The sequence below is a fragment of the Mesorhizobium sp. ESP-6-2 genome (assembly GCF_020164675.1).
In the GTDB taxonomy this organism is placed as follows: Bacteria; Pseudomonadota; Alphaproteobacteria; order Rhizobiales; family Rhizobiaceae; genus Mesorhizobium.
The window spans coordinates 61,548-78,169 of sequence record NZ_JAIUGT010000006.1 but is presented as its reverse complement, the minus strand read 5'-3'; the positions used below and the strand labels follow the sequence as shown (position 1 = coordinate 78,169).

Genomic DNA, 16,622 nt, shown 5'->3' with positions numbered 1-16,622 from the left:
GCCCATTCAGATAGCGACGAACCGCCGTCTTTGCTACTCTTCTGTTGAACCGCGCTGACGCGACATTGCGCAAACGACAACGGCGGGAGGGCTCCTGCCGTTGTTGTTTTGCCGGCTTCCATGCCTACTTCCTTGGCGGGCCGTTGCGCTCGGCTGAGGCGGCCCACAGATTGATGTCGGACTCGCGCGCGTAATTGTCGATCTCGGCAAGCTCGGCGTCGCTGAAATCGGGCGCCTCCAGCGCGCCGACGCAGTCCTCCACCTGCTCCGGCCGGCTGGCGCCGATCAACGCCGATGTCACCTTGCCTTTGCGCAACACCCACGCCAGCGCCATCTGCGCCAGCGTCTGGCCGCGGCGGCCCGCGATCGCATTCAACGCCTGTATGTTGGCGATGGTCTTGTCGTTGATGAAGGCCGGCCGCAGCGACTTGCCCTGGGAGGCACGGCTGCCCTGGGGGATGCCGCCGAGATATTTGTCGGTCAGCATGCCCTGTGCCAGCGGCGAGAACACGATCGAGCCGACGCCCAGCCCATCGAGCGTATCGAGCAGGCCATCGTCCTCGACCCAGCGGTTGAGCATCGAATAGCTCGGCTGATGGATTACGCAAGGCGTGCCGAGCCGCTTCAGTATATCGGCCGCCTCGCGCGTGCGCTGCGAATTGTAGGATGAGATGCCGACATAGAGCGCCTTGCCCGAGCGCACCGCATGGTCGAGCGCACCCATCGTTTCCTCCAGCGGCGTATCCGGATCGAAGCGGTGCGAATAGAAGATGTCGACATAGTCGAGCCCCATCCGCTTCAGGCTCTGGTCAAGGCTGGCCAGCAAATATTTGCGTCCGCCCCATTGGCCATAGGGGCCCTCCCACATCTCGTAGCCGGCCTTGGTCGAAATGATGAGTTCGTCGCGATAGGCGGCGAAGTCGGTGCGCAGTATCTCGCCGAAAGCAATCTCGGCCGAGCCGGGCGGCGGCCCATAATTGTTGGCGAGGTCGAAATGCGTGATGCCGAGGTCGAAAGCCTTGCGCACGATCGCCTGCTTGGTCCTGTGCGGCGTGTCGTTGCCGAAATTGTGCCACAGCCCCAGCGAGATCGCCGGCAGTTTCAGGCCGGACCGCCCGCAGCGGTTATAGACCATTTTTTCATAGCGGTTTTCGGCGGCGACATAGGGCATGGGGAAAATCCTCGAAGCTGGATGGATTGGACACTGTCATCGCGAACGCGACGCGTAGGCCCAGCGCCCCAACCCTTACCCTCTCCCGGCGAAAACGGGGAGAGGGTTCATCAAAATTATCGATAATCCGGGATCTAGCTCTTCTTCGCCATCAGCGCCTTGGCTTCCTTGATGCCGAGCGCGGCTGGACGTTCGCAGGTGGTCTGCATGGCGACGAACTTGCCGGTTTCGCCCGAGCGCAGGATCCCCGTCATGACGTCGACGGCGTGCAGCGCCAGCTCCATCGAGCAGCGGTGCGGCCTTCCCTCAGAGATCGCGATTGCCATGTCGGCCAGGCCTGCGGTGCGATAATTGGCCATCATGCCCTGCGAATGCATCTCATTGGGCACGCCGAACGGATGCTGCCATTTCGGCAGCTTCTTCACGGGCTTGGCCGCCTCGGTGAAGCGCACCTCGCCGCCGAAGAAGTTCGGGTCCGGCACGAACACGCTGCCCATCTCGCCATAGAGCTCCATCGGCGCGTGGCCGTGGCTCCAGACGTCCCAGCTGGTGTTGAGCGTGATCACGGCCCCGTTCTCGAACTCCAGCAGGCCGTGGATGGTGGTCGGCGTGTTGACCGGGATCCTTTCACCCGCGCGCGGTTTCGAACTGATCGTGCGCTCCTTGGCCGGGGTTGTGGCGAAGGCCGCCACCTGTTTCACCGGTCCGATCAGCTGGATCAGATTGGTGATGTAGTACGGCCCGATGTCGAGCACCGGGCCGGCGCCCGGCTGGAAGAAGAAGTCCGGATTGGGGTGCCAGTGCTCCATGCCGTGCCCCATGACATGGCAGGTGCCGCTGGTGATCCTGCCGAGCTTGCCGGTGTCGATCAGGTTGCGCACCAGCTGATGCGCGCCGCCGAAGAAGGTGTCGGGTGCCGAGCCGATGCGAAGTCCCTTCTTCTCCGCCCGCTTCTTCAGGTCGAGCCCTTCCTTGACCGAAAGCACGAACGGCTTTTCCGAATAGACATGCTTGCCCGCGTCGAGCACCTGTTTCGACACTTCGTAGTGCACGGCCGGAATGGTCAGGTTGACGACGATATCGATGTCGTCGGCCTTGAGCAGGTCCTCGACCGTCTCGGCGCGCAGCTTGAACTCCTTCGCCCGCGCTTTCGCGGCGTCCATGTTGATATCGGCGCAAGCCCGCATCTTGATGCCGCGAAATAGCGGCGCCAGCGAGAAATATGCCTTCGAGATGTTGCCGCAGCCGATGACGCCGACGCCAAGTTTGTTTGCCATGATGCTTGTTCCTAATAGGCCTTTACGGTTGCGATCGAACGACGGGCGAAGCGCTCGATGTCATTGGGATTGTCCTGTTCCATGACGAAGTATTTGGCCGCGCTCTTGGCCCGCAGCGCCTTGATCAGGCCAGCCCAGTCGATCGTGCCGTGGCCGACATCGGACCAACCGTCCTCGTCCAGCCCTTCGCCCGGTTTCGCCATGTCCTTGACATGAACCGCCACGATGCGCTTGCCATGCTTTTCGACCCAGGGCAGCGGATCGGCGCCGCCGCGCACCACCCAGGCGACATCCATCTCCCAGCCGATGTCGGGCGCGGAAGCCAGGATGTGATCCTGTGGCAGCGAGCCGTCGGCGAGTTTCTTGAACTCGAAATCATGATTGTGCCAGGCAAAGCCGTAGCCGGCCTTTTTCGCCGTCTCGCCGACCTTGGCCAGGCGCTCGCCGAAGCCGCGCCAGCCGGAAGCGTCCGACGGTCTGGCATCGGGCATGAGGTAGGGGCAGATCAAAAGCTCGATGCCGAGCGCTTCGGCTATCGTGCGCACGCCGTCGAAATCCTTCTCCAGTGCGTCGATCGAAAAATGCCCGGTCGGCATGGCAAGGCCGTTTTTGTCGAGTTCGGCCCGGAAGGCCTTGGGATCGTCATAGACGCCGCCGAAGCCTTCGACCTCTGTGTAGCCGAGCTTGCCGAGCATCTCGAGCACGCCTTCCCAGGGCTGGAAATTGCGCGCACTGTAAAGTTGGAATGACCAGTTCATCGTCTTTGTCCGTTCTGCTTGGGGATGGTTATCGGGCGTTAGATGCGGCTGCCGGTTTGGGCGTCGAAGAGCGAGGCGCGCATCGGGTCGAAGCCCACCGTCACCGCCTCATCGTTCTTGGGCGTGCGTTCGGACGTCACCCGGACGCTGAAATTCTGCTGTGCAAGCTTCAGCCACACCAGCGTGTCGGAGCCCATCGGTTCGACCACCTGGACATTGGCCGCCGTCGAGAACGGCCAGCCCGTGCCGCTGTTCAGGCTGACATGCTCGGGCCTGATGCCGAACACGGCAGGGCCGGCGTCCGGTTGCTTGTCGAATTGATAGGTGCCGAGCGGAACCTTGAGATTATCGGCCACGAAAAACCAGTCGCCGGCGTCTTTCTCGAGCCTGCCGTCGATGAAGTTCATCGCCGGCGAACCGAGGAAGCCGGCGACGAAGCGGTTGACCGGTTTGTTATAAATGGTCTGGGGCGCGTCGAGCTGCTGGATGACGCCGCCGCGCATGACCGCGATACGGTCGGCCAGCGTCATCGCCTCGATCTGGTCATGGGTGACGTAGATCATGGTATTCTGCAACTTGCGGTGCAAAAGCTTGATCTCGACGCGCAGTTCGGAGCGCAGCTTGGCGTCCAGGTTCGACAGCGGCTCGTCGAACAGGAACACGTCGACGTCGCGCACCAGCGCGCGCCCGATCGCCACGCGCTGACGCTGGCCGCCGGAGAGCGCCGCGGGCTTGCGCTGCAACAGCGGCTCGATCTGCAGGATCTCGGCGGCGCGCGCGATGCGCTTCGCGATCTCGTCCTTGGGCACGCCGGCGACGCGCAGCCCGAAGGACAAATTCTTTTCCACCGTCATCTGAGGATAGAGCGCGTAGGACTGGAACACCATGCCGATGCCGCGGTCCTTGGGCTCTTCCCAGGTGACGTTCTTGCCCTTGATGAAGATGCGGCCGTCGGAAATGTCGAGCAGTCCGGCGATGCAGTTGAGCAAGGTCGACTTGCCGCAGCCCGAGGGTCCGAGCAGCACGATGAACTCGCCCTCGGCGACGTCGAGGTTGAGCGTCTGCAGCACCGAGACCAAGCCGAAGTTCAGCGACAGGTCCTGGATCGAAACGCTGGTGCCGTTTGCCGCCATCGACATCACCCTTTCACCGCGCCGGCGGCAATGCCGCGCACGAACAATTTGCCGGAAATGAAGTAGACGATCAGCGGCACCAGCCCGGTCAGGATGGTGGCGGCCATGTTGACGTTGTATTCCTTCACCCCCTGCACCGAGTTGACGATGTTGTTGAGCTGCACCGTCATCGGATAGGTGTCGGGGCGCGTATAGACGACGCCGAACAGGAAGTCGTTCCAGATGCCGGTCACCTGCAGGATGACGGCGACGACGAAGATCGGCAGCGACATCGGCAGCATGATGCGCAGATAGATGCCCCAGAAGCCGGCGCCATCGACGCGCGCCGCCCGGAACAGCTCCTCCGGCATGGAGGTGAAATAGTTGCGGAACAAGAGCGTCAGGATCGGCATGCCGAAAATGGAATGCACGATCACCAGGCCGCTCAGGCTGCCATAGAGGCCGATTTCGCGCAGGATGATGACGATCGGATAGATCATCACCTGATAGGGGATGAAGGCGCCGACGATCAGGATGACGAAGAACGTGTCGGCGCCCTTGAAGCGCCAGTTGGCGAGCGCGTAGCCGTTCACCGAAGCGATTGCAATCGACAGGATCACCGAGGGCACGGTGATGCGCACCGAGTTCCAGAAGCCGCGAGAGAGACCGTCGCAGTTGAGACCGGTGCAAGCCTGCGACCATGCCTTGACCCAGGGCTCGAACGTGATCTCGACCGGCGGCGAGAAGATGTTGCCGAGACGAATTTCCGGCATGCCCTTGAGCGAGGTGACAACCATCACATAGAGCGGCAGCAGGTAATAGAGCGCCACCACGATGAGCGTGCCGTACAGGAAGATGTTGCGGCGCGAGAACATGTGCCGGGGCTTCGGTCCGCTCGGTCCCGAGGCATCGGCGCGGATGGCGGCTTGGAATGGGGCTAGGGAGACGGCATGATCAGACACGCTTGCGGCCTCCGAATTCGAGATAGGCCCACGGCACGATGACGATCATCACCGACAAGAGCATCATGGTCGAGGCGGCAAAACCCTGGCCGAGGTTCTGGGCGAAGAACATGTAGTCGTAGACGTATTTGGCTGGCACTTCAGAGGAAATGCCCGGCCCGCCGCTGGTCTGCGCGACGACGAGGTCGTAGACCTTGACGATGCCCGACGCGATGATCACCAGCGTGGTGATGAAGACCGGCCGCATCATCGGGATGATGATGAAGAGATAGGTCTTCCAGGTGGGAATGCCGTCCACCCGAGCGGCCTTCCAGATGTCCTCGTCGATGCCGCGCAGGCCGGCCAGCATCAGGCACATGATCAGCCCGGTGCCTTGCCATAGCGCGGCGATCAATATGCCGTAGATAACGATGCTCGAATTGTAGAGCGGATCGAAATTGAAGCTTGTCCAGCCGAGGTCGCGAACCACGCCCTGAATGCCGAAATCGGGATTGAGCAGCCATTGCCAGACGAGGCCGGTGACGATGAAGGAAAGCGCGAAGGGATAGAGAAAGATGGTGCGGAACGTGTCCTCGAAACGGATCTTCTGGTCGAGCAGTGCCGCAAGCAGGAAGCCGATTGCCAGCGAGAAGACGAGCGACAGCACGCCGTAGATCAAGAGATTCTCGATCGAGACCAGCCAGCGCGGCGTCGCCCACAGCCGGTAGTACTGGTCGAGCCCGACGAAATGCAGCCGCGGCAGAAGCTTCGAATTCGTGAAGGAATAAAGCACCGTCCAGGCTGTGCCGCCGACGAACACCACCAGCGCGGTGAGGATCATCGGGATCGAGGCAACCTTCGCATTGAGGTTGCGGAAGAGTTGGCTCGGGCGTTCGCTCTTGCTCATCGGTGCAGCCATGCTGGATCGGGAAAGGGCGACAAGGTCAGTACCCCTCGTTCCCGGCCCTGAGGGGTGGCCGGGAGCGAGGCGGCTTGCCGGGGTCAATCGGCCGAGGCGATGATGTCGGCGAAGCGCTTCTGCGCTTCTTCAAGCGTCATGTCGGGCTTGGCGAAGAACTCCGAGAACAGGTCCTCCTTCTGCTTCTGGCTGTCCTGCGAGAGCAGTTGGTCCGTCCACGGAATGACGGCGCCCTTGGCCAGGATGTCGAGCCCCTTCTTCATGCAATCGTTGGCGGCGTTGAGGTCGACGTCGCCGCGCACCGGCAGCGAGCCTTTCTTGAGGTTGAAGGCGACCTGGGTCTTGGGATCGAGCAAGGTCTCGGCCAGCACTTCCTGAGCCTTGGACTTCTCGGCGTCCTTGAGCAGCGGGAAATAGAAGGCGTCGCCGCCGGTGGCGATGACCTCGTTCAGGCCAAGCCCGGGAAGGCAGGTATAGTCCTTGCCGGCTGTCTTGCCGGCGACCTGGAATTCGCCTTGCGCCCAGTCGCCCATGATCTGGCCGCCGGCCTTGCCGGTGATGACCATGTTGGTCGCCTGGTTCCAGTCCTGGACATTGGTGTTCTTGGCCATCTTGCGCGCATCGTCGGCCGCCTTGAAGACCTTGGCGACTTCAGGCCCGGCGGCGAACGTCGCATCCTTGTCCTTGTAAACCTTGAGGAAAGTGTCGGTGCCGCCCACCGCGGCGAGCAGCACGTCGAAGGCGCCCGACGCCTGCCAGGCCTGCCCGCCGACCGCGAGCGGGACGATTCCGGCCTTTTCCAGCGCCGGGGCGGCGGCGACATATTCGTTCCAGTTCTTCGGCACCGGCACGCCGGCCTTCTCGAAGGCCGCGTTCGACAGCCACAACCACTGCCAGGAGTGAATGTTGACCGGCACGCAATAGATCTTGCCGTCGATGGTGCAACCGTCGAGCAGGCTCTTCGGCCGCACGACCTCGGTCCACTTGCCCTTGGTGGCGACATCGGTGAGGTCGCGCATCAGGCCTGCCTGCACCAGCTCTTCCGCTTGCCGGCCGTGATTGAACTGGGTGGCGCCCATCGGGTCGCCGCCGGTGATGCGGCTGATCATGATCGGCCGCGCCGTACCGCCGGACCCGGCGATGGCGCCGTCGACCCAGTGGTTGCCGGTTGCGTCGAAGGCCTTGGCGAGTTCGGCGACCGCCGCCGCCTCGCCGCCGGATGTCCACCAATGGGTGACTTCCAGATCGGTTGCGGCTGCCGGCCCGGCAAAATTCAACGCCACCGTCGCCGCAAGCGCGGCGGTCAGGAATTTGTATCGCATTTCGGTTTCCTCCCAGAATCTGAAACGTTACAGATTTTCGATACGGCAATTGCAAGACATGCGCAACCCTTCCCTTGAAAGTCAGCTCGATATTTTTCGAGCTGCGAACAAAATCCTTTCACGGCGGCACCCATTGTGCAGCGCAATACGCAAAATCGCACATGATAAGGCAGAAAGCTCGCAAGAAGCTTGCTCCTAACGCCTTTCCTGCTGATTCCCAATGCTTTTCGACGGCGAGCCCGTGCGAGCTTTCGACCTCGGCCACGGCCTGGTCGCACACCGGTCGTGACAAGCTGTAACGTTTCAGTATAGGCTTGTTCAGCTCAAGAGACACGCCATGGGAGCGACGGCGGCGATTGCCGGCCTGCCCGGCGGCTGCTAAGCGCCTGACGGGGCGGGATGAATGGACAGACGGCGCACGGACAGCGATGACGAGACGTCGGCCACGGAGCGGCCGACGCTGAAGACGCTTGCCTTCATGACCGGGCTCGGCGTCACCACCGTGTCGCGGGCGCTGAAGGACGCGCCGGAGATCGGCGCCGAGACCAGGCGCCGCGTCCAGCTCGTGGCCAAGCAGATCGGTTACCGGCCGAACCGCGCCGGCGTGCGCCTGCGAACCGGCAAGACCAACGTCATCAGCCTCGTGCTCAACACCGAGCACGAGATCATGAGCTTTGTCTCAGACATCATCTACGGCGTCACCGAAGTCATCGCCGATACGCCCTACCATCTGATCGTCACGCCCTACTCGCGCTCGCAGGATCCGCTGGACCCGGTGCGTTATCTGGTGGAGACCGGCTCCGCCGATGGCGTCATCATTTCGCGCACCCAGCCCAACGATCCAAGGGCCCGCTACATGCTGGAGCGCGGCATCCCCTTTGCAACGCACGGCCGCACCGATATGGGGCTCGTGCACCCCTATCATGATTTCGACAATTACGCCTTCGCGGCCGAGGCGGTGCGCCATCTGGCCGGCTTGGGCCGGCGTCGGCTGGCCCTGGTGACGCCGCCGGTCGGCCTGACCTATCACGGCCACACCGTGAACGGCTTTGCCGACGCGCTGAGCGAAGTCGGCGCCTCGGAGGTGCCGTTCAACACCGTTTCGATCGACCACTCGATCGAGCAGATCAGGATGAGGACCGCGCAGCTGATGCGGCGCGACATCAGGCCGGACGGCATCGTCAGCAGCGCCGCGGCCGCCACACTCGCCATTGTTGCAGGCATCGAGGACGCCGGGTTGAAGCTCGGCCGCGACATCGACGTTGTGTCGAAACAGTCGTCGGAACTGCTGCATCTGTTCCGCCGGGAACTGCTGATCGTCAACGAGAACTTCCGGCTGGCCGGCTCCGAACTCGCCCGCGCCGTGCTCGGCTGGATCGGCGGCGCGGCGCCCGGCTCGCTGCAGTCGCTCAGCGCTCCGGGCGGGGTTATGGCCTATCGCGGCTGATTTGAAGCCGAGCCGTCAGCCGGCCGCGCCGCTCCCCCAGGGTCCATGGAAGGCGCCCTTGTCGTCGATCCGCTCGAAGCCGTGCGCACCGAAGAAGTCGCGCTGTGCCTGGATCAGGTTCGACGTCCCGCGGCCCTGGCGATAGCTGTCGAAATAGGCAAGGGCCGAAGACAGCGCCGGCACCGGCGATCCGGCTTCGGAAGCCCTGGCCACGACGCGCCGCAGTGACGGATGCGCCTCCTGCATCATGGTGATGAAGGCCGGGGCCATCAGCAGATTGGTCGAAGCGCCGCCGCTGCCGAAGGCTTCGGCCATGGTGTCGAGCATCTGCGATCGGATGATGCAGCCGGCACGCCAGATCTTGGCGATGGTCGGCATCGGCAGGTTCCAGTTGAACTCCTTCGAAGCGCCGCTCATCACGGCGAAGCCTTGCGCGTAGGCTGATATCTTGCCGGCGAACAGTGCCAATTCCAGGTCCTTGAGCAGGTCTGCCTTGTCGCCCGAAATCCTGGTGACGCCGATGTTGCCATAGGCTTTTTCCGCCGCAAGCCGCTCGTCCTTGATCGACGATAGGACGCGTGCCGCCACCGCCGCCTCGATGGCGGTCGCCGGAATGCCGAGTTGCTGTGCCTCGATGACCGACCATTTGCCGGTGCCCTTCTGGCCGGCGCGGTCGAGGATGATGTCGACCACCGGTTTGCCGGTCTTGGGATCGTCTGACGCCAGCACCTTGGCGGTGATCTCGATCAAATAGGAGTTGAGCCGGCCCTTGTTCCAGCCGGCGAATACGGCGCCGATCTCCTTCGGCCCCATGCCCAGGCCGTCGCGCAGGATGCCGTAGATCTCGCCGATCATCTGCATGTCGGCATATTCGATGCCGTTGTGGATGGTCTTGACGAAATGGCCGGCGCCGTCGGTGCCGAGCCAGGCCGCGCATGGCTCGTCCTTGAACTTGGCGGAGATTGCCGTCAGCACCTTCTCGACGCGCTTCCAGGACTCTTCCGTGCCGCCGACCATGATCGACGGCCCGTGGCGCGCACCCTCTTCGCCGCCGGACACGCCCATGCCGATGAAGGTGAGGCCGGAGCCCGCCAGCTCGGAAAAGCGCCGCATCGTGTCGCGGAAATTGGCGTTGCCGGCATCGATGACGATGTCGTTATGGGACAGCACGCCGCGCAAGGCGGCGATCTGTTCATCGACCGGTTTGCCGGCCAGCACCATGATGATGATCGGACGCGGCGGCCGGATCGCGGCGGCGAGTTCTTCCAGGCTGTAGCAGGGGACAACCATATCCCTGAGCGCGCCGGCATTCTCGACAAAGGCATCCGTACGCGCCTTGGTGCGATTGAAAACGGCGATGCGGTGCCCGTGCTCGGCGATGTTGAGCGCCAGGTTGGAGCCCATCGTGCCAAGGCCGATCAGGCCGATTTCGGCTTTTTCCATGTTTCTTCCCTGCTTTCGGATCTTGTTTGTTCGAGCCCGCGATTGCCGGGGTTTCGCCAAGATGCATTCTGTCGGGGGATGATTGACGGGCCTTCAGGCTCGCGTCAACCGCCTCGCCGAATTGTGTTGGAGAGCCATCACGGCCTGATGTCTACCGGCGCCTCGATCTTCACCATCTCGAAGTCGGAGACCAGTATGTCGATGCGCGCCGTCCACCGGCCAGGGACCGGGATGACGAGATCGTCCACACGCCAGCTGCCGTCGCCGGGCTTCGTCGCGGCCCGCTTCAGCGGCTCGATGCCGGAGTCCGGCTTCGACAGCACCAGCGTCACCTCCTTGGCGTCGAGCGGCCCGAAATCGCCGGTCATGATGATCATCGAGGCGGCGACCGGCCCGGCATGGCCGGGGGTGATGCTGAGGTCGGCCATCGCCTTCAGCGCGTGGATATGAACTGACACCGGCTGCGCCGCGGCAATCGCCAACGCCCGTGGCGGCGGCGTGAAGCGCCAGCCGGCGGCAACACCGAAGATGGCGAGTACGATCAGTAGTTCGACGCCGATCGAACGGGTGAGCCTGCGCCGCACTTCCGTCGCCCCCGCCTCGGCCATTGCCGTCAATCTCCAGCGGTTGACGGCGGCGAGCGTGAACAGGAAGACCAGCAGCGCGAGCTTGACCAGCAGCAACCGGCCATAGGCGGTGTTGACCAGCGCTGCGGGTGTTTGCACCTGGATGACGGCCAGCACCACGCCGGCGGCGGCGAGCAAGGCCACCACCGGCATGATAGCGGCGGAGAACCGGCGAAGGAACGTGACGGCTTCGGCATCCTGCCGTTTCAGCGCGAGCCCCAGCGGCGCCAGCGCACCGGCCCAGAACGCAATGCCGGCGCCATGCAGGAACACCATCGGCCGCGTCAGCCATTGCGGCTCGGCAGCACTTGCGTGGCCGCTGGCGGCGAGTGCGAGACCCGTTCCGGCCAGGCCGGCGAGCGCGAGGGGCCTGGCGGCCGCGCGCGGCCCGGCCAGCGACAAAAGACCGAGCCCCAGCGCGATCAGCGCGATCAACACCGTCCAGCCGAAGCTGGTGCCGAGACCGGCGGTCCAGATGGCCGGCTGCGCCATATGCGAGAGCGGCGCGCCGAGCGCATCCAGCCCTTGAAAGCCAAGCGACAGGGATGCCGCGACCAGCCCGCACAGGATTGCGGCGGCGACGAAGCGCTGTCCGGCGCGGCCACCCCGCGCCAGCCAGGCGAGGGCGAAGGCGCCGCCGACGCCGAGGAACAGGCCGATATAGAGGCAGACCTTGCCGATCCAGATCGCCGAGCGCAACTGCCAGTCGACGGCTTCGGAAACGGCCGGCGGCTGGCTCGCCGCGCCGATGGAAAACAGCAGAGAGCCGCCGACCGGATGACCGTCGGCGGAAATGACTCGCCAGCTCAGCACATGCGTGCCCGATCCAAGTGCCTGCGGATCATCGATCACGACGGTCTGGTCGCTGAGGCGGAAGGACGTCAGCGGAACGGGCGTGCCGTCGGGCTTCACCAGCGTCAGCACCAGCGGCGAGACCGATTCGCTGAAAGTCAGCGCGAATTGCGCCGGGGCCTGCGCCAACACGGCGCCATCGGCCGGATCGGTCTTGATCAGCGCAGCGTGGGCGAAAGCCTGATTTGTCGCCGCCATTGCAATCAGCAGCACGGCCACGACCAGCAGCCCAGCGGAAACCCGGCCGATGAGCTTGCCGGCCGTGCGAACCATCCTGGAAGGGAATATCACCGTCATGTCATTGCCATGAAATGCGGCGCGCTCCTGACAATGGAGCGCGCCGCGAGAGCTTACTTTTTCGGCGTGAGCTTGATGCCGGGCGCGGGGTTCTCCAGGGTGTCTTCGTCCTGCCCGGCCGCCGGGATTTCGATCCAACGGTCGGCGGCGCCATCGCAGTCCTGCACCACCGGGAAATAGAGTTTCTGACCCGCCGCGAGGTCTGCCGTCAGCATCGCACGGAAGACGAACTCGTCGTAAAATTCGTCCGGCAGATTGCCCCCGCTCCAATCGACCTCCTTGACGCCGTCGGCCACCGCCTGGCCGTAGAGCTGGTACGATTTCTCGTACTTGCCCTTCTTGGTCTGCAGCGTCCAGCCGGGCTTCGGCATCGGCTTCACCGCGATCACCCCTTCCGGGATCTGCACGCAAACGGCGGTCGTCGCCTTGCCGTCACAGCCATGCGGCACCCGCAGGATGGCCTTGTAGGTCGAACCGACCGCCGCTTCCTGGGTTTCGAGCGTGACATGCGCGAAGGCGGCACCGGTCCCCAGCGCGAGGAGCGCGCCGGCCGACAGAAGATACTTGTTCATGATAGTCCTTCTGGATTCAATATTCGTGGATGGCGCGGTCAATTGGCGTGGTCGTCCATGCCGCCGCCCATGCCTTCGACAGCGAACTCGACATTGACGGCGCCAGCCTTTTCGAACGTCAGCGTGGCGGCGAATTCTTCGCCCTGCTTGGGTTGCCGCTTCAGGCCGACGAACATCAGGTGATAGCCGCCAGGCGCCAGCGCCACCTTGCCGCCGGCCGGGATTTCCAGCCCCCCCACCACCGGCCGCATGGTCATGACGCCGTCCTTGACGCCCATTTCATGCAGCTCTGCCTTTTCGGAGACGTCGGAGGAAATCGACAGCAGCCGGTCGGGTGCATTGCCCTTGTTGGTGATGGTGAAATAGCCGCCGGCCACCTTGGCGCCTGTAGGTGTCGCGCGCGACCAGGGATGCTCGATTTCGAGATCGCCGGCCTTGAATTCATGCGCGCAGACGGCCTGGGCACCGAAGAACAAGAGGACAAACGCCAGCACGGCAAGGCCGACACGTTCGTTGAAACGGCGCAGGAATTTGGGGCGGCCGCCCGAAGGAGGCGCCGCGATATGAAAGGCTTGGGACATGGTTTGCTCCATGAATAGGGAATCGCGCCGATGGCCGGTCGCGAAAGATCCGTTCTTTGGATGAAAGCACCGGCGGAAGGTTCCGCCGAGCGTAGAGCAGGCTCAGGCCGACAGCGGCGGCGCGCGTGGGTTCGACGGCGAGCGCTGGCGCGCGAAATCGAGATGCGTGGCCGCCGGAAAGATGAAAACGACGGCTTCGAACGAAAGCGAGGCCAGCGCAAGCCCGGCATCGGCTGGCGGCGCAAAGGCCGCTGAAACCATGCTGCAGCCCAGCATGCAGCATGCCGGCAGATGCGACGGATGCGGGCCGCCATCGGGAAGCTGGGCAGTGCCCTCGTGGGTACAGATGACGTTGCCGAAGGCGTCGATTTGCGAGGCGGCCGGCCCGGTGGCGAAGGCGAACGCGCTCAGCGTCGACTGAAGCAGCAGCAGGTAGGCCGCGACAAGTGCGACCGGAATGCTCCACCGTCTCCCCTTTTTGGTCAAATGACTTGCCTGTTCAAACCATCTGCATCTTCAAGCGATCACCGGAAGATGTCTACCACGGCAGCAAGAGACGGAAAATCGGCAAATCGGTGCTGCGGCAACGGGGCGCGATCAGGGCCTCTGTGGGTGCCGGCTCTCGGGGATCGAGGTCAGCAGCGTCTGGCGCGCCGACTTCAAATGCTTGCGGCAGGCAGCATCGACCTTGCCCAGGTCGCGTGATTTGAGCGCAGCGATATAGGCCAGATGCTCGCCGATCGCGATTTCGTTGCGCTCGCGCTCCTGCGCCTTGTTCCACTGGTAGTGGTAGTGGAAGATCATGGCGATAACATCATAGAAATCGACGATGAAGCGGTTGTGCGAGGCGCGGTGGATCAGCCGATGGAAGCGCTCGTCGAGCTCCGAGAACTCGTTGAAACGCGTGGCGATGTCACGGGCCAGGCCGCGGTGTTCCTCTTCGAGATTGTCGAGATCGGCCCACACCGCGCTATCCTGCGGCAGTGCGGTGAATGCCGATGCCGAGCGCAGCTCGAACATCTCGCGGATTTCCGTCAACTCCAGCGCGAAGGCGCGAGTGAAACCCTTCAGCACCCAATGGCTGTTGCGGCGCTTCTCGATCAGGCCGAAGCGGGAGAAGCGGATCAGGAACTCGCGCACGCTGGTGGTGCCGACGCCGATCTCGCGCGCCAGTTCGAGCTCGTTGATCTGCATGCCGGCCTCGGCGCCGCCGGCGAGCAGCCTGCGCATGAACGACCGCTCGATGATCTCGGCCAGCGTGTCGGTCTCTTCCTCGGGAAAGAAATCATCGGGGCGCGTTTCGCGTAGCACCGTCTTGGCGCGCTTGTTCCAGGCGATCAGCCCGGTTTCTTCCATGCGCGCAAGGATGCTGCGCACGGTGGTGCGGCTGACGCCGAGCAGCGTACCCAGTTCCGGTTCCGAAGGCAGGCTGCGCGTCTCGTCGAGCAGCCTGAGGCACCTGTTGTAGGCATCCTTATAGACGTTGTTGCTCTTCGACATGCCCTGACCCATCGCTGGCCGGCGCTTGCGGCGGCCGGCTTGAAGCGCAAATATGACGTTCCCGTCACCCTTGAAAGCGGAATCGCTTTGCCGAGGAGCTCGCTTACCGGTTGCAGCGCCGCTACTCATCCAGGGGCACGGGGACTGCCGGGGAAAAAACAATTGACGCAAAACTGTTTTTTCACGATAAAAGACATTAACTCTTAACAAGCGCGTGTCAATCCGCGCGCCGCCCAGGATCACCCCAGGAAACGCCCGTGAACGCCTCCAACTCCATTCTTCTGTCCCCAGCCGACAATGTCGCGGTCGCCAACGGTCGCATCGAGATCGGCACTGCGTTGCCGGGCGGTGCGCTTGCCGCTGCCGTCATCGAGCCCGGCCACAAGGTGGCGATCAAGCCGATTCCCGCCGGGTCCGCCGTGGTCAAGTATGCCCAGGCGATCGGCCGCGCCACGCAGGACATCGCGCCCGGCGAGCATGTCCATTCGCACAATCTGGTGTTCGAGGCCGGCCGCCTGCCGGTGGTGCCGCCAAGCGAGGCCGAGCATGCGACCGAGGCCGACCGAGCCCGCACCTTCATGGGCTATCGCCGCGCCGACGGCCGGGCAGGCACCCGCAACTTCATCGGCATCATCGCCAGCGTCAACTGTTCGGCCACCGTCTGCCACGCCATTGCCGACGCGGCCAACCGCACACTGCTGCCAAAATATCCCGGCATCGACGGCTTCGTCCCGATCGTTCACGGCCAGGGCTGCGGCATGAGCGCCACCGGCGACGGCATGATGGTGCTGCACCGCACATTGGCGGGCTATGCCCGCCATCCCAATTTCGGCGGTGTGCTGATGGTTGGGCTCGGCTGCGAGGTCAACCAGCTCACGCTGTACGGCCAGAAGGGTGCGGCCGCCGGCAAGCGCCATTTCAACATCCAGGACGCCGGCGGGTCGCGCAAATCGGTCGAAAAGGCCATGGGCGTACTGGCCGAGATCGCCGAGGAAGTCGGCGAGCTCAAGCGCGAACCGATCCCCGTGAGCGAGATCGTCGTCGGCCTGCAATGCGGCGGCTCCGACGGCATGTCGGGCATCACGGCCAATCCGGCGCTGGGCGCTGCGGTAGACATTCTGGCCGGCGTCGGCGGCATCGGCATTCTCTCCGAGACGACGGAAATCTACGGCGCCGAACATCTGCTCGCCTATCGCGCCGCGACGCCCGAGATCGCCAAGAAGCTCGATGGCTACGTCAAGTGGTGGGAGGACCACGTCGCCAAGCACGGCGCCTCGATCGACAACAACCCCTCGCCCGGCAACAAGCGCGGCGGCCTCACCACCATCCTGGAGAAGTCGCTGGGCGCGGTCGCCAAGGGCGGCCAGACGCCGCTCAACGGCGTCTTCGGCTATGCCGAAAAGGTCACCGGCAGCGGGCTGGTGTTCATGGACACGCCCGGCTACGACCCGGTGTCCGCCACCGGCCAGGTGGCGGGCGGCGCCAACATCATCGTCTTCACCACCGGCCGCGGCTCCTGCTTCGGCTGCCGGCCGACGCCATCGATCAAGGTCGCCACCAACTCGACCATGTATCATCAGATGGAAGAGGACATGGACGTCAATTGCGGCGTCATCGCCTCCGGCGAGAAGACCATCGCCGGCATGGGCCGCGAGATCTTCGAACTGATCGTCGAGACGGCCTCCGGCCGCAAGACCAAGAGCGAGGATTTCGGTTACGGCGACAACGAGTTCGTGCCCTGGCACCTCGGCGCGACGCTCTAGCTCTTTGAATTCGCGCAGTCCGGAAAGTGGCGGCGAACTTT

General features: G+C 63.8%; 15 protein-coding genes. 2 read left to right on the top strand and 13 right to left on the bottom strand.

Annotation, left to right across the window (positions count from 1 at the left end):
• Window positions 1-124: 124 nt before the first annotated feature.
• The 7 genes from mgrA to LB532_RS17305 form a co-directional block, all read right to left on the bottom strand.
• On the bottom strand, window positions 125-1,171 hold the full coding sequence (mgrA, locus tag LB532_RS17335) for an L-glyceraldehyde 3-phosphate reductase (RefSeq protein WP_140640488.1): 1,047 nt from the start codon (window positions 1,169-1,171) through the stop codon (window positions 125-127).
• 134 nt (window positions 1,172-1,305) lie between these two features.
• Window positions 1,306-2,448 (bottom strand): Gfo/Idh/MocA family protein, encoded by a 1,143-nt coding sequence (locus LB532_RS17330; protein ID WP_140640486.1) that lies wholly within the window; start codon window positions 2,446-2,448, stop codon window positions 1,306-1,308.
• An 11-nt stretch (window positions 2,449-2,459) separates the two neighbouring features.
• Window positions 2,460-3,206 (bottom strand): sugar phosphate isomerase/epimerase family protein, encoded by a 747-nt coding sequence (locus LB532_RS17325; RefSeq protein WP_140640484.1) that lies wholly within the window; start codon window positions 3,204-3,206, stop codon window positions 2,460-2,462.
• A gap of 38 nt (window positions 3,207-3,244) precedes the next feature.
• The gene (locus tag LB532_RS17320; protein ID WP_181169394.1) at window positions 3,245-4,345 is read right to left on the bottom strand and encodes an ABC transporter ATP-binding protein; all 1,101 of its coding nucleotides are present in this window, start codon (window positions 4,343-4,345) and stop codon (window positions 3,245-3,247) included.
• Window positions 4,345-5,280: a carbohydrate ABC transporter permease gene (locus LB532_RS17315; protein ID WP_140640482.1), complete on the bottom strand. Its 936-nt coding sequence runs from the start codon at window positions 5,278-5,280 to the stop codon at window positions 4,345-4,347. Before LB532_RS17315 ends, LB532_RS17320 begins: the two co-directional genes overlap by 1 nt.
• On the bottom strand, window positions 5,273-6,166 hold the full coding sequence (locus tag LB532_RS17310; protein ID WP_140549468.1) for a carbohydrate ABC transporter permease: 894 nt from the start codon (window positions 6,164-6,166) through the stop codon (window positions 5,273-5,275). Before LB532_RS17310 ends, LB532_RS17315 begins: the two co-directional genes overlap by 8 nt.
• 95 nt (window positions 6,167-6,261) lie before the next feature.
• Window positions 6,262-7,500, bottom strand: a complete 1,239-nt coding sequence (locus LB532_RS17305) for an ABC transporter substrate-binding protein (protein WP_224557006.1) — start codon at window positions 7,498-7,500, stop codon at window positions 6,262-6,264.
• 403 nt (window positions 7,501-7,903) lie between these two features.
• Here LB532_RS17305 and LB532_RS17300 point away from each other — a divergent pair, with 403 nt between their 5' ends.
• Window positions 7,904-8,947 carry a LacI family transcriptional regulator gene (locus LB532_RS17300; protein ID WP_140640480.1) on the top strand — a complete coding sequence of 348 codons (1,044 nt, stop codon included), beginning with the start codon at window positions 7,904-7,906 and terminating at the stop codon, window positions 8,945-8,947.
• Window positions 8,948-8,962: 15 nt separating this feature from the next.
• Here the strand turns inward: LB532_RS17300 and gndA are convergent, their stop codons facing one another.
• The 6 genes from gndA to LB532_RS17270 all read right to left on the bottom strand — a co-directional run bounded on the left by gndA (window position 8,963) and on the right by LB532_RS17270 (window position 14,818).
• Window positions 8,963-10,411, bottom strand: coding sequence for an NADP-dependent phosphogluconate dehydrogenase (gene gndA / locus LB532_RS17295; RefSeq protein ID WP_281407142.1), 1,449 nt, complete (start codon window positions 10,409-10,411; stop codon window positions 8,963-8,965).
• Window positions 10,412-10,527: 116 nt separating this feature from the next.
• The gene (locus LB532_RS17290) at window positions 10,528-12,165 is read right to left on the bottom strand and encodes a copper resistance CopC/CopD family protein (protein ID WP_224557004.1); all 1,638 of its coding nucleotides are present in this window, start codon (window positions 12,163-12,165) and stop codon (window positions 10,528-10,530) included.
• A 53-nt stretch (window positions 12,166-12,218) separates the two neighbouring features.
• On the bottom strand, window positions 12,219-12,737 hold the full coding sequence (locus LB532_RS17285) for a YcnI family protein (RefSeq protein WP_140640476.1): 519 nt from the start codon (window positions 12,735-12,737) through the stop codon (window positions 12,219-12,221).
• A gap of 38 nt (window positions 12,738-12,775) precedes the next feature.
• Complete coding sequence (locus LB532_RS17280; RefSeq protein ID WP_140640474.1) at window positions 12,776-13,318, bottom strand: copper chaperone PCu(A)C; 543 nt, start codon at window positions 13,316-13,318, stop codon at window positions 12,776-12,778.
• 102 nt (window positions 13,319-13,420) lie between these two features.
• Entirely contained in the window at window positions 13,421-13,777 is a 357-nt protein-coding gene (locus LB532_RS17275; RefSeq protein WP_140513936.1) for a DUF2946 family protein, read from the bottom strand.
• 138 nt (window positions 13,778-13,915) lie between these two features.
• Entirely contained in the window at window positions 13,916-14,818 is a 903-nt protein-coding gene (locus LB532_RS17270) for a GntR family transcriptional regulator (RefSeq protein ID WP_140500297.1), read from the bottom strand.
• Window positions 14,819-15,075: 257 nt separating this feature from the next.
• On the opposite strand from LB532_RS17270, the gene LB532_RS17265 reads away from it, so the two are divergent.
• Window positions 15,076-16,581 carry a UxaA family hydrolase gene (locus LB532_RS17265; protein ID WP_140640473.1) on the top strand — a complete coding sequence of 502 codons (1,506 nt, stop codon included), beginning with the start codon at window positions 15,076-15,078 and terminating at the stop codon, window positions 16,579-16,581.
• Window positions 16,582-16,622 lie beyond the last annotated feature (41 nt).

Coding starts and splice junctions, on each gene's coding strand:
- LB532_RS17270 (WP_140500297.1), bottom strand. CDS start 14,818: ATGTCGAAGAGCAACAACGTCTATAAGGATGCCTACAACAGGTGCCTC.
- LB532_RS17285 (WP_140640476.1), bottom strand. CDS start 12,737: ATGAACAAGTATCTTCTGTCGGCCGGCGCGCTCCTCGCGCTGGGGACC.
- LB532_RS17280 (WP_140640474.1), bottom strand. CDS start 13,318: ATGTCCCAAGCCTTTCATATCGCGGCGCCTCCTTCGGGCGGCCGCCCC.
- LB532_RS17325 (WP_140640484.1), bottom strand. CDS start 3,206: ATGAACTGGTCATTCCAACTTTACAGTGCGCGCAATTTCCAGCCCTGG.
- LB532_RS17290 (WP_224557004.1), bottom strand. CDS start 12,165: ATGACGGTGATATTCCCTTCCAGGATGGTTCGCACGGCCGGCAAGCTC.
- LB532_RS17300 (WP_140640480.1), top strand. CDS start 7,904: ATGGACAGACGGCGCACGGACAGCGATGACGAGACGTCGGCCACGGAG.
- LB532_RS17305 (WP_224557006.1), bottom strand. CDS start 7,500: ATGCGATACAAATTCCTGACCGCCGCGCTTGCGGCGACGGTGGCGTTG.
- LB532_RS17310 (WP_140549468.1), bottom strand. CDS start 6,166: ATGAGCAAGAGCGAACGCCCGAGCCAACTCTTCCGCAACCTCAATGCG.
- LB532_RS17330 (WP_140640486.1), bottom strand. CDS start 2,448: ATGGCAAACAAACTTGGCGTCGGCGTCATCGGCTGCGGCAACATCTCG.
- LB532_RS17320 (WP_181169394.1), bottom strand. CDS start 4,345: ATGTCGATGGCGGCAAACGGCACCAGCGTTTCGATCCAGGACCTGTCG.
- mgrA (WP_140640488.1), bottom strand. CDS start 1,171: ATGCCCTATGTCGCCGCCGAAAACCGCTATGAAAAAATGGTCTATAAC.